This is a genomic window from Enterovibrio nigricans DSM 22720, assembly GCF_900167155.1.
GTDB classification, from domain to species: domain Bacteria; phylum Pseudomonadota; class Gammaproteobacteria; order Enterobacterales; family Vibrionaceae; genus Enterovibrio; species Enterovibrio nigricans.
In genome coordinates, this window is sequence record NZ_FUXU01000099.1 from 1 (window position 1) to 11,763 (window position 11,763).

An 11,763-nucleotide genomic window follows, 5' to 3' on the forward strand; every position below is an offset into this window, starting at 1 on the left:
TGCTTGTGCGGGAGAGATCCGCCTTCATGAATCGACTCTTTAATGTCGAGGTAATTTACACGTAATTTCAGGAAGCGGCGGGGTGAAATCCGCCCGATTGAATTTTTTGCAACAACCCCAACGCCATCGCTATCGCCACGCGCTGTCTCATGCCACCGGAAAGTTCATGAGGAAAGGCTTTCATTCGCTCTACTGCATTTGGAATATGCACGGCATCCAGCAAGGAGATAGCCCTCTCCCTCGCTTCATTCATTGACACCTTGTCATGCACCAATATCGCTTCCAACATCTGCTCACCCACACGGTAAAGCGGGTGCAATGTCGCAAGAGGGTCCTGAAAAATGTATGCCACTTCTTTCCCGCGTAAATTACGTAATGTCTCGTAGTCTGCCCCAATCAAGGATTCATCTTTGAAGCGGATATCACCGCCACAAATTACGCCGGGTGGTGAAGCGACCAATCCCATCACTGACAATGCTGTGACTGATTTTCCAGACCCACTTTCGCCAATCAATCCCAGACACTCACCCGGTGCAATATCAAACGATACTTGGTTGACCGCTTTATACGTCCGGCGATTGATATGGAATTGTGTCTCCAATTGGTCAACCTTCAACACGGCATCATTGCTTTCATCGGCCTCAACAGCGTTGAACGTATCACTGACTTTTGTCGAAGGTTGCGGACGAGTCAGTGCGCCGGATTTTAGCCTTGGATCCAGCGCATCCCGCACGCCATCACCCAACAAATTGATACTCATAACAATGAGGAAAATCATCACGCCAGGCACCATGCTGGCGTGAGGGTCAGTGATAAGCGAATTACGCGCTTCACCCAGCATTGAACCGAGATCCGCTTGCGGAGGTTGGGAGCCCAAACCAAGGAATGACAATCCGGCGGTTTCAAGGATCATCCAGCCAATGGTGGTCGACATGGCAATCACAATGACGGGAATGACGTTAGGTACAATTTCAGACCAGATAATACGAAGATCAGACATGCCGCAAAGCTTGGCAGCTTCGACAAACTCCCGTTGCGCCAGTGATACCGTCACACCCCGAATGTTTCGTGCAAAGAAGGGAATATTCACCGCAGCCACTGCAATCAATGCATTGAGCAAGCCCGGCCCCAATGCCGCGACAATGGCAAGTGCCAGCAAGATATATGGGAAGGCCATCAGCACGTCGATACAGCGCATAAACAGATTATCAATGCGCCCACCAAAGTACCCGGCAACGATGCCAATCGCAGAGCCAATCAGTGCGGCGATCAACGCAGCGGCAAAGCCGACGGCGAGGCTCAACTGCGTGCCCCAAAGCAGCCTTGACAGCAAGTCCCGGCCAAGGTGATCAGTGCCCAGTAAATGCCCGTCGCTTAATGGACGTAAGAAGCGGTTGGCAGTATCGGTCACCGCGGGGTCTTGCAACCCAAGCAACGGCGTTACTAAGACCAAAAAGACGATAATACTCAGAACGACACCACCAAACGTCGCCAGTCGGTTTCTAACCAGAAGTTTCAAGAATGCCGTCATGCTTTGATCCTCGGGTCGAGCCAACTTTGCAGCATGTCGACAGCAATGTTGAACAACACATAACACGCCGCCACGAACACGACACCGCCTTGCACCAACAAGATGTCCCGTTTAAAGATCGCTTCCACCAGCATTTTTCCCACGCCCGGCCACTGGAATACCATCTCGATATACACCGCACCGGACAGCACAAAACCCGCTTGAATTCCGAGTACCGGAATAATGCTCACCATGGCCGCTTTCAATGCATGCTTCCAAATCACTTGACGCTCATGCACACCTTTTGCCCGCGCGGTTCGGATGTAATCCTGACGAAGCACTTCCAACATGGCCGACCGTGACAAGCGCGCAATCACGCCCGTAGCCACGGATGCTAATGCCACAGCAGGCATCACCAAATGCATGAGTAAGTCAGGCAAATCGCCGCCACCATAAATCGCGTACATGCCTGATACCGGCAGCCAGCGAAGATTGATGGCAAACAGCAAGATCATCATCATGCCGAGGAAAAAAGAAGGAATTGAAATACCGAGCAATACCACCAGCGTGATGCCTTTATCTGCCAGTGAAAACTGACGCGCTGCAGACACCACACCCGCAACAATGCCAAGCGCAGCACATAAAACAAAAGAAACGCCCGCCAGGATCAAGGTCGCATTAAAGCGCTCCAGTATTTCATCAATCACTGGACGGTTTAAGGAATAAGAGCGGCCAAAGTCGCCCTGGAGCATGTTCGATAACCAGATAAAATATTGGCTGACCAGTGGCTGATCAAGGCCGAGGTCTTTATTGATTTTGGCGACATTGTCAGGTGTTGCATATGCACCCAAAATAGCCGTAGCAGGGTCGCCAGGAATCATCGACATGATAAAAAAGACGATAACCGTTATACCCAGAAGCACCGGGATAGCGGACAGCAATCGTCGAAAAAAATAATTCGCCACGCGCAGTGCTCCTTTCTGCGATAAATACCCTTTGGATTGACACGCTGGTAATCCTGATTGGTATAAATATTGGGCGGCTTTCCCCGCCCTACTTAGGCTAATCCGCTAAGCGCTATTCATTCTATTTTTGAACGTCTTTGAGGATCAGGAAGAAAGATGGCTGCAGTTTGAAGTCTTGTACCTGATTGTTGGTAACTGCATTTTGCTTCCAGTTCGCCACAAACACCCATGGTGCATCTTCCTGAACAATTCCCTGCATTTCTCGATACAGCTTGGCACGCTCATTTTGATCTGTCGCTTCACGCGCAGCTTCCAACAGTTTGTCCACCTCAGGGTTTGAGTAATAACCCGAGTTAAAACCACCTTTATCCGGCCAAGCGTCTGTGCGCAGTGCCAAATACGGCAGCGTATCTGGGTCGTTCGTCATCCATGCCATTTCTGCCATGTCGGCTTTGCCTTCCAGACCTGGGTTCACTTTGCCAAGGAAGGTATTCCACTCGTAGGTTTCTATCGCGGTATCGAGACCCACCGCTTTCAGATCAGCTTGAATTGCGGTTCCCATCGGAACAGGATCCAACATTCCGGAGCCACCTTCCGTGACATAAAAGGTCAGCTTTGCGCCTTCATGCCCAGCGTCTTTAATCAGTGCTTTGGCTTTTTCAGGGTCATATGGGTAAGGCTGCAGGCTGTCGTTGTATGCCCACGCAAATGCTGGTGGTGTCGGACCAGCGGCGACTTCCGCTGTACCTTCCAATACGCCTTCCACCAGCGCTTTTTTGTTGATGGCATAGTTCACAGCCTGACGCATGCGTTTATCCGCAAAAGGACCTTCTTTGGCATTCAGGATCAAAAACCATACGTGCGGGCCAGCCTGCTCCACCACTTGGTATCGATTATTCTGAAATTCTGACAGCGCATTCGGCGGCACTTCCACCATCATATCGATGCTACCTGCCAGCATTTCAGCAACACGGGTATTGGCGTCCGTAATAGGGCGGAATACAACCGCTTCGAGCTTCGCTTTATCCCCCCAGTAATTGTCGTTACGCACCACGACGACCTTGGTGTTTGACGCCCACTCAGCAAAGCGGAAAGGCCCGGTTCCGGACGGATGTCGACCGAAATCTTTACCGTGTTTTTTCACCGTTTCTGGCGAAACAATCAAGCCCGTTGGGTATGCAAGATTAGAAAGAAAAGGGGCATAAGGGGCGTTGAGAGTGAACCTTACCGTTTGTGCGTCAATTGCTTCCACGTTCTCTATCGACGAGAAGAAAAATGACAGCGGGAAAGGTCCCGTATTGTGATAAGCGTGTGTCTCGTCAAGCATGCGGTCAAAGTTAAACTTCACCGCGTCTGCCGTCAGTGGTGTTCCGTCATGAAACTTCACGCCATCGCGAAGTTTGAAGGTATAGGTTTTGCCGTCTTCACTGACCGTCCAGCTTTCCGCCAATGCCGGTTCAACTTCTAACGTACCGTCCTTGTACTGCACCAATCCCTCATAAAGGTTCATCAGGATCCGAAAGTCATTCACGGCGGTCACGGCATGTGGGTCAAGTGACTTGGGCTCAGCCACCTGACCGACGATCAGCACGTTCGGTGGCGTCTGAGCAGATACGGATAAAGGTACAATCGCACATAACGCCATAAGCGCGGCATTGACTGCACACCGCAGCGTTTTCATGAAATCACGTCTCATTTGTTTCATGGGGAAACTCCTTCCCAGTTTGTGGATGTGAAGTTAACACTTGGTTAACTTTTATTCACATTTATCACTATAAATTACTTGCCGCAAGTATTTATCATGATAAATTGACATGAGTGAGTGTCGTCATCACACTTAGATCACTGGCTCAGGAGCGAGACCTATGACTTATTCAATATTGGCACGAGATCCGGAATCTAGCGTGATAGGCGCTGCAGCTGCCACCGGTGCCCTTTGCGTGGGAGGCTGGGTAATCAGAGGCGATTTGCGAGCTGGAATGTCCGCCTCTCAAGGTGCAAAGCCCAGCACAATATGGGGGAGAGATGTGTTATCACAGATGGCAGCAGGCTCAAGTGCCCCCTCGGCTGTTAATGCTGTCACCAGCCTCGATTCTGGCGCTGCTTTTCGGCAACTCGCAGCACTGGATCTAAACGGTGTTGGTGCTGTGTACACTGGCAGTGAAAATGGTTTAGCACGAGGCAGCGTCATAGAGAGCGACGTTGTGGTGTGTGGAAATCTGCTTTCGGACTCCAGTGTGTTGGATGCCATGATGAGTACTTTCAAAGCCAGCAAGAAACCGTTTGAGGAACGATTGATAGCCGCACTCTTTGCCGCTGAGCAGTCTGGTGGTGATTACCGAGGTCTGCAATCTGCCGCGATTCTCGTCTACAAACCTGACTCACCTCCCATCACGTTACGCATTGATTATCACGACTCGCCACTCAACGCCCTTCAGTCCTTATACGAGAAACATTGCGACCCTGACTATCAGGCATGGAGAGACACCCTACCCACATCCGACCGTCCGGAGCGATAACCGATGACTCACCTTCTAGGCAAAACCGCACAGGACTATCTAAGACAACTTTCCGAATGCTCTGAATCAAAAATGGGCGTTACACGCTTTCCTTTCACACCGGAACATCGTCGCGCCAATGCGCTGCTGACCGCTTGGATGGAAGAAGCGGGTCTTCGCGTCCATATGGATGATGCAGGTACCTTGATAGGCCGCTATGACGCTGGAAAAAACACGCGCACCTTGTTGATGGGAAGTCATCAAGACAGCGTAAAACACGGCGGAGCCTACGACGGCATTATGGGCATTGTATTGCCTATCATTGCATTGCAAGCACTTAAGCGTCGGGGTATTCAACTGCCTTACTCCGTAGAAGTACTGGCATTCGGTGATGAGGAAGGCGTACGTTTTCCCACCGCACTAGTCGGCCCTCGCGCATTGGCTGGCACCATAGATATAAGCGTCATTGACCGAAAGGACAAAAAGGGAATCTCCCTTCACTCTGCTCTGACAAGCTTTGGGCTAGAGCCGGAAAAAATCAGCCAGCTCCAACGAAGCCCTGAAAACATTATCGGCTTTATCGAAACACACATCGAACAAGGCCCTGTGCTGGAACACAATGGACTGCCGCTGGGTGTAGTGTCCGCCATCTGCGGCATTGAGCGTCATCAACTGACATTCACGGGTCAATCAGCCCACGCGGGCACCGTCCCTATGCATCTTCGCAAGGATGCGCTCACTGCCGCCGCAACCGTGACGCTGGAAGCGGAAAAATTCGCCATTAAACTTCCCGATTTACTTGCCACGGTGGGACAACTGGATGTCACACCTAACGTACCCAATGCAGTTCCCGGCAAAGTCTCCATGACGATTGAACTTCGTTCCTCGGTCGATGAGGTACGTGAAAAGGCGGGTGAAATGCTTCAAACATTTGCAAAAGAGACTGCACAGCTCAGAGGCCTTGGCTGTGAAGTACATCGAACCTACAGCCAAAGTGCGACCAGGTGCGACCCAGATCTACAGCTGGCAATCGCCAGTGCAATTGGCAGCCTTGGCAAACGTGTTTTTACTTTGCCGTCAGGGGCTACGCATGACGCGTCCGCCATGGCTGATCTCACCCCTGTTGCCATGCTGTTTGTTCGCTGCAAAAAAGGCATTAGCCACAATCCGGCTGAATTTGCCAGTGATGAAGACATGGGATTAGCGGTTAAAGCCTTGATGAAACTGTTGTGTGATCTTCAACCTTAATCTTTTAGCGCAGCAAGCTGCTCGATGACACAATCAATAAACAAGCGCGTTTTCTGCGGCAGGAAATCCCTTGCCATATAGACTGCAAATATCGAGAAACCTGAGACTGGATGTTCCGGCAGCAACTCCACCACGCTTCCGGTATCGAGATCGTCCTGATACAGCCATCTGGGTCCCCAATGGATACCAGCACCGCCGATCACCAGTGGATGAATTGCCCGCAAGCTGTTGGCCGCCACATTGCTATGAATACCCTGATGTGAAAACAAATTGCCATCTTCAAACGCAATATCTACCCTCGCCTGAGAAAGCGAATACAAAACAAACTTGTGGAATTTTAAATCGTCAATTGTCTCCGGAGTCCCCATCCGCTCCAAATACTCTGGGCTAGCCACCAAAACTCGGGAGATTTGACCCACTTGTCGGGCATAGAGTGATGAATCTGCCAGTGGACCAAATCGAAATGCAACATCCAAGTTCTTCTCAAGCAGGTTATCCACGTCACTGCCGAGCAATAGTTCCACCGATAAATCCGGAGCCTGCATTTGGATCTGCTGAATGGCAGGCACCAGAAACCGCTCTCCAAAGTCAACCGTCGCGCTCACACGTAGCCTTCCCCGCACTGAGGCTGATCCGCCTGTAATCTCCTCTTCGAGTGCGGACTGCTCATTAATGAGTTTACGAAGTCCTTTGTAGTAAGTCTGGCCCATATCGGTGGGCACACTTCGCGCTGTCGATCGCTGTAAGAGTTTGACCTGTAGCCTTGCTTCTAACGCCGCCACTTTTCGGCTCAATGACGACGAGTCTGTACCCAATAATTCAGCGGCTTTCTTAAAGCTGCCCGCTTCTACCACATGGAGAAATGCTTGTTCAGGAGAAATCATACTTATTGCATTTTCGACAATCGATAAATGCAAAATAGCATCTTTCTTGGTCACTTTCGTACCTGCTAGTGTGTATTTACACGCAAGAGAAAAAGGAGTTAACGATGGATATGCTCAGGAAAAGCGTCACCGTAATATTTGCAATTTTCGCATTTTTTACCGCCTCAATAGCAAGTGCAGAGCCATCAAAACACCACATCGTTGAAATTGCTGATGGTGTTTACAGCTTCACCACTAACGGCGAATACATTTCGATGTTTGCCATCACTGATGACGGCGTTATCGTTTTTGAAACCGTGAATACACCTCATGCAAACGCCATGGTGGACGCGATTGGGACTATCACTGACAAGCCCGTCAAATGAGCGTTGCACAGCCATAACCATTGGGATCATTCCAGTGGTGGACAAGTGTTTATCGATAATGGCACGAAAACCCTTGCCCATGTAGATGCCGCAGCATGGATGAGTGCCAATCCTTACCCCGACATGGTCATGCCAACTGATACTTGGTCGGGTACGCGTAAAGATCTCCAACTCGGTGATACAAAGGTTGAGCTCTACTACCTTGGCTTAAATCATGGGATGGGCATGACGGTCTTCATCCTACCAAAAGAACGCATCGCCTATGTTGCCGACCTCGTTACCCCAAACCGCGTAATCTTCGCAGTCGTCCCAGACTTCAACCCTCGCGAATGGGAGCGCACCTTGGGCGAATTGCTGGAACTGGACTTTGACCGCGCTATCTTTTCACACAATATGGCCGACAATCCTCTTCAAGGCGGTGGTAAGCCAGAGATCCAAGCCCAGCTTGAATTCATTCAAGATCTCCGTACGGGTTTCTACGCCGAGCTGAAAAAAGGCACAAACCCAATGCAGATACCTAAGACACTCAAGCTGCCTAAATATGAAAACTGGGTCGGGTATGACCAATGGTTGGAAATGAACATTTGGCGGATTCTTTCAGACGAGTTTATGGGTCCTTACCCCTGGCACAAAGACGGAAAACCCACAAAGTGATCCCTTAAGTACCACTATATGAGACTTACGGAAATTCAATTGAACGCGATTGTATTGCGGCCATAATGGCGCACTCTTGTGACAAAGGGTGAACCATGATGAAACTTAAAACCTTACTGCTGACCAGCTCAGTGGCAATTGGCCTCACTGGGTGCGTAATACCCATGGACAGAACCTACTACAAACCCGATAAGAGTTTTGGCGAGGCTGTCGCGTCTCAAAGTTGCGGCTACCAGCGCACAAAGCTTGATGCGTTAAGACAATCTTTCGACGGCTATAGCGTACAAGTAGAAGCGGAAAGAGATGGCAGAAATGGTGTAATGTTAAGTATTTCAACGACAGTCGACAACCCCTCACTGAACATCAATGATGTCTCTTTTGACAACACCAAAGTACGGGTTGTTCAGCCTATTTCACGTAGTGGTCTTATCACCAAATATGCGTTTCAACAGCAATCGGATGCGTCCATCTGGCTCTCACGAACATTCTTGTTGCCTGATGCACCTTTCGAAAAGGTTATCGAGCTGAAGTTGGACTCCGGAGCAGTCACCATGGGTGATATGGTGTCAGAAGAAATGGTGTTTCGCTTCTCCCTTACCACCACCTTTGATGTATTGTATTTTTCGATAAACTGCTAACACGAAAGAAGCGGCTATGGTGCCGCTTCCCTTTATTATCTCAAATTTTTTAATACCTAGAAGCCCGATCCAGGCTGACTTAAAAACGCCAATTCTTCAGGGCTACTCTCTCGGCCTAATATTGCATTTCGATGCGGGTAGCGGCCGAATCTGTCTACGATTTCTTTGTGACGGATCTCGAAATCAAGGTTGTGCTCTAAACCAGGTTGATTAAACAACCTAACGGCCTCTTCATGAACCACTGCTGATTCACTGTGCATATAAGGCATATACAGGAAACATCTTCGCTCTGGCGGGAGTTCTCTGTCTATTCCCAACGCCACCGCCTCCTGAGCCAAAGCAAGTGCCATTGGATCTTGCGCGAAAGCCTTCGGAGTATCTCGGTAAATATTACGGGAGAACTGATCCAGCACGATGATTTCGGCCAATCGGCCTACGGGTTCATCCCGCCATTCGAAACATTCAGATTTCGCTGCCTGCTCTAGTAAGCTCCCAAAACGGCTTTTGATGGTTTCATCCAGTTTTTCATCTTTCACAAACCACTCTTTTGGCGTCAACTCATCGAACCAGAACGTCAGTACGTTTCTGTACATCTTCATCTCCTTGGCCAGTATTGTTCTTTCAACTCTACCTCATATCTCGCCAATTTTCCGTTAAGCCGACACATCGGACTTACAGCATCAAATACAAGGATGGGTCGCTGAGTGCAGAAATCGACTCTCCATACGTTTAAGGAAAGCCTACGATCGAATGTCCGGTCTAACGCTTTCGTGAGCAAAATAAAAAGGAGTGAATCATGGATGCAGTAACAAGTTGGGCAACACACCTTCTGGAAATCAGTGCCGCGTTGTTTGTTTTCCTTATTGGTTGTGTCGTGTTGACACTTATCTACGTGTACATCCGAGACATCACACAGACCCAACAAGCCATTCGCCGAAACTATCCCGTGATAGGCCGCTTTCGCTATTGGTTTGAACATATGGGTGAATTTTTTCGCCAATATTTCTTTGCATTAGACCGAGACGAACTGCCCTTTAACCGGGTTCAGCGTAGTTGGGTTTATCGCGCCGCAAAAAACGTCGACAGTACGGTAGCATTCGGCTCCACGCGTCCTTTGAATTTGCCGGGTGATGTAATCTTTCTCAATTGTCCTTTTCCGACGCTGTCTGAAGATGCTGTTCCAGCAAGTACCGTTGTTATTGGCAAAGGCGTAGCGCGAACCCCTTTCGCTACCTCCAGCATTTTCAACATTTCAGGCATGAGCTTTGGCGCGCTTAGTGTTCCTGCCGTACTTTCTCTTTCAAAAGGTGCAAAGAAAGCGGGGGTTTGGATGAACACAGGGGAAGGCGGCTTATCGCCCTATCACCTCGAAGGGGGTGCCGACATAGTTTTTCAAATAGGTACCGCGAAATACGGCGTTCGGGATGAAGACGGCAATCTGAGTGATGAAAAACTCAAAGAAGTCGCCGCACACAAACAAGTACGCATGTTTGAAATCAAAATGAGCCAAGGTGCTAAGCCAGGAAAAGGCGGTATTCTGCCCGGAAACAAAGTGAATGCTGAAATTGCCAAAATCCGAGGCATTCCCGAAGGCCAAGACTCAATAAGCCCCAATGGTCATCCTGACATTCGAAGCGTTGATGACTTGCTCGACATGATTGCAAGAGTCCGAGAGGTCACGGGTAAGCCTGTTGGTTTTAAAATCGTCCTGGGTGCCTATGGTTGGCTAAATCAACTGATGGAGGCAATACATGAACGAGGCATTGACTCCGCGCCTGATTTTATAACGCTTGATTCTGCTGATGGCGGGACAGGGGCTGCCCCACAATCACTGATGGGCTTTATGGGGCTTCCCATCAAACGTAGCCTGCCCATGTTGGTTGACACGCTAGAAAGCTATGGCCTGAAACAACGCATAAAAGTGATCGTGTCAGGTAAGTTAGTAAACCCTGCGGAAGTGGCATGGGCCATGTGTATTGGGGCAGATTTCATTACCTCAGCACGCGGCTTTATGTTCTCACTTGGCTGCATTCAAGCGTTGCAATGCAACAAAAACACTTGTCCGACGGGTATCACCACGCACGATCCAAAGTTGCAAAAAGGACTGGTGGTCACAGATAAAGCAGATCGCGTTGCCCACTATGCGAAAAACCTGATGTACGAAGTCGGCGTTATTGCTCACGCCTGTGGTGTTACTGAACCAAGAAAGCTCAAACGCTTTCACGCACAGATGATCAATGATCATGGGCTACCCCAATCATTAGACGAACTTCATCCATCTGCCGAAGTGAAACTGGAATATCAAGCGCCGCCTTCCACGGCAGTAATAGAGGAAAGAAAGTAGCGTCGTCACTTGCTCTCGCTCTAAAAAATCAATGATAGATATGTAAGCCCCTTTATTATTTCAAAGAGGCTGACTATTAAAGTCTTTACCTTATGATTTTATGGAGGAAATCATGCCTAAATCGATACTTTTTGCCATCCTTACCTTTTGTTCTTTTTCAGTGTTTGCCAATCCCAGCCTGAATACCCTTTTTTCAGCTATCAATGAAAGACTGAGTTACATGGAAGATGTGGCTCTGTTTAAGGCTAACAATCACAAACCCATTGAAGATATTGAGCGAGAGAAAATCGTTATTAACAAAGCGAGCGAATCAGCGAAGGATTCTGGGCTAAATCAACAAAGCGTCATTGGCTTTTTTACGGCACAAATTTCTGCGGCAAAGGCGATTCAATACCGATACAGAGCCGATCTGCTGACGGAAGGATCCGCTCGGGAACCCCGAGATTTAACCGATGAAATTCGACCTGAATTGATACGGTTAGGAAAGACAATAAACACTGAGGTCGCTCTATTTTTACGAGAAGGTGGAGAGTTTCGTAGTAGTGATTGGCAAACATTTGAATCAACAATCAACCAAAGTTATTTAACGTCAAAAGACAAAAAGAAATTGTTTAACGCTCTGACACAGATTCAGCTCTTGTAGCTTTTCGTGACAAC

At 49.0% G+C, this 11,763-nt stretch carries 12 protein-coding genes; 7 read left to right on the top strand and 5 right to left on the bottom strand.

The features are described 5' to 3' along the window. Positions 1–67: 67 nt before the first annotated feature. The 3 genes from B5D35_RS20610 to B5D35_RS20620 all read right to left on the bottom strand — a co-directional run bounded on the left by B5D35_RS20610 (position 68) and on the right by B5D35_RS20620 (position 4,180). Entirely contained in the window at positions 68–1,531 is a 1,464-nt protein-coding gene (locus B5D35_RS20610) for an ABC transporter permease subunit (RefSeq protein ID WP_244556683.1), read from the bottom strand. After that, positions 1,528–2,475 (bottom strand): ABC transporter permease, encoded by a 948-nt coding sequence (locus tag B5D35_RS20615; protein ID WP_078754372.1) that lies wholly within the window; start codon positions 2,473–2,475, stop codon positions 1,528–1,530. Before B5D35_RS20615 ends, B5D35_RS20610 begins: the two co-directional genes overlap by 4 nt. A 121-nt stretch (positions 2,476–2,596) precedes the next feature. Beyond that, complete coding sequence (locus tag B5D35_RS20620) at positions 2,597–4,180, bottom strand: ABC transporter substrate-binding protein (protein ID WP_078754373.1); 1,584 nt, start codon at positions 4,178–4,180, stop codon at positions 2,597–2,599. Between the two features lie 160 nt (positions 4,181–4,340). Between B5D35_RS20620 and B5D35_RS20625 the strand changes: the two genes are divergently transcribed. Continuing rightward, positions 4,341–4,994: a DUF1028 domain-containing protein gene (locus tag B5D35_RS20625; protein WP_078754374.1), complete on the top strand. Its 654-nt coding sequence runs from the start codon at positions 4,341–4,343 to the stop codon at positions 4,992–4,994. A gap of 3 nt (positions 4,995–4,997) precedes the next feature. Beyond that, positions 4,998–6,221, top strand: a complete 1,224-nt coding sequence (locus tag B5D35_RS20630; protein WP_078754375.1) for a M20 family metallo-hydrolase — start codon at positions 4,998–5,000, stop codon at positions 6,219–6,221. Here the strand turns inward: B5D35_RS20630 and B5D35_RS20635 are convergent. Then, complete coding sequence (locus B5D35_RS20635) at positions 6,218–7,159, bottom strand: LysR family transcriptional regulator (protein WP_244556684.1); 942 nt, start codon at positions 7,157–7,159, stop codon at positions 6,218–6,220. The genes B5D35_RS20630 and B5D35_RS20635 overlap by 4 nt on opposite strands. A 50-nt stretch (positions 7,160–7,209) precedes the next feature. Here B5D35_RS20635 and B5D35_RS25045 point away from each other — a divergent pair, with 50 nt between their 5' ends. The 3 genes from B5D35_RS25045 to B5D35_RS20645 all read left to right on the top strand — a co-directional run bounded on the left by B5D35_RS25045 (position 7,210) and on the right by B5D35_RS20645 (position 8,762). Further along, positions 7,210–7,470 carry an MBL fold metallo-hydrolase gene (locus B5D35_RS25045; RefSeq protein WP_244556685.1) on the top strand — a complete coding sequence of 87 codons (261 nt, stop codon included), beginning with the start codon at positions 7,210–7,212 and terminating at the stop codon, positions 7,468–7,470. Between the two features lie 3 nt (positions 7,471–7,473). After that, positions 7,474–8,124 (top strand): MBL fold metallo-hydrolase, encoded by a 651-nt coding sequence (locus B5D35_RS20640; protein WP_342068302.1) that lies wholly within the window; start codon positions 7,474–7,476, stop codon positions 8,122–8,124. A 95-nt stretch (positions 8,125–8,219) separates the two neighbouring features. After that, the gene (locus B5D35_RS20645) at positions 8,220–8,762 is read left to right on the top strand and encodes a hypothetical protein (RefSeq protein WP_244556687.1); all 543 of its coding nucleotides are present in this window, start codon (positions 8,220–8,222) and stop codon (positions 8,760–8,762) included. A 56-nt stretch (positions 8,763–8,818) separates the two neighbouring features. On the opposite strand, the gene B5D35_RS20650 is transcribed toward B5D35_RS20645, so the two are convergent. Continuing rightward, positions 8,819–9,355: a DUF924 family protein gene (locus tag B5D35_RS20650; RefSeq protein ID WP_078754376.1), complete on the bottom strand. Its 537-nt coding sequence runs from the start codon at positions 9,353–9,355 to the stop codon at positions 8,819–8,821. Between the two features lie 203 nt (positions 9,356–9,558). Here B5D35_RS20650 and B5D35_RS20655 point away from each other — a divergent pair, with 203 nt between their 5' ends. Further along, a complete protein-coding gene (locus tag B5D35_RS20655; protein WP_078754377.1) occupies positions 9,559–11,106 on the top strand; it encodes an FMN-binding glutamate synthase family protein in 1,548 nt (515 codons plus the stop codon). A 112-nt stretch (positions 11,107–11,218) separates the two neighbouring features. Beyond that, positions 11,219–11,749, top strand: coding sequence for a chorismate mutase (locus tag B5D35_RS20660; RefSeq protein ID WP_078754378.1), 531 nt, complete (start codon positions 11,219–11,221; stop codon positions 11,747–11,749). The last annotated feature ends 14 nt before the right edge of the window (positions 11,750–11,763 follow it).

Excerpts from the sequence above, each read along its gene's own strand:
- B5D35_RS20610 (WP_244556683.1), bottom strand. The coding sequence starts at position 1,531 with ATGACGGCATTCTTGAAACTTCTGGTTAGAAACCGACTGGCGACGTTT.
- B5D35_RS20620 (WP_078754373.1), bottom strand. The coding sequence starts at position 4,180 with ATGAAACAAATGAGACGTGATTTCATGAAAACGCTGCGGTGTGCAGTC.
- B5D35_RS20625 (WP_078754374.1), top strand. The coding sequence starts at position 4,341 with ATGACTTATTCAATATTGGCACGAGATCCGGAATCTAGCGTGATAGGC.
- B5D35_RS20630 (WP_078754375.1), top strand. The coding sequence starts at position 4,998 with ATGACTCACCTTCTAGGCAAAACCGCACAGGACTATCTAAGACAACTT.
- B5D35_RS25045 (WP_244556685.1), top strand. The coding sequence starts at position 7,210 with ATGGATATGCTCAGGAAAAGCGTCACCGTAATATTTGCAATTTTCGCA.
- B5D35_RS20645 (WP_244556687.1), top strand. The coding sequence starts at position 8,220 with ATGATGAAACTTAAAACCTTACTGCTGACCAGCTCAGTGGCAATTGGC.
- B5D35_RS20650 (WP_078754376.1), bottom strand. The coding sequence starts at position 9,355 with ATGTACAGAAACGTACTGACGTTCTGGTTCGATGAGTTGACGCCAAAA.
- B5D35_RS20655 (WP_078754377.1), top strand. The coding sequence starts at position 9,559 with ATGGATGCAGTAACAAGTTGGGCAACACACCTTCTGGAAATCAGTGCC.
- B5D35_RS20660 (WP_078754378.1), top strand. The coding sequence starts at position 11,219 with ATGCCTAAATCGATACTTTTTGCCATCCTTACCTTTTGTTCTTTTTCA.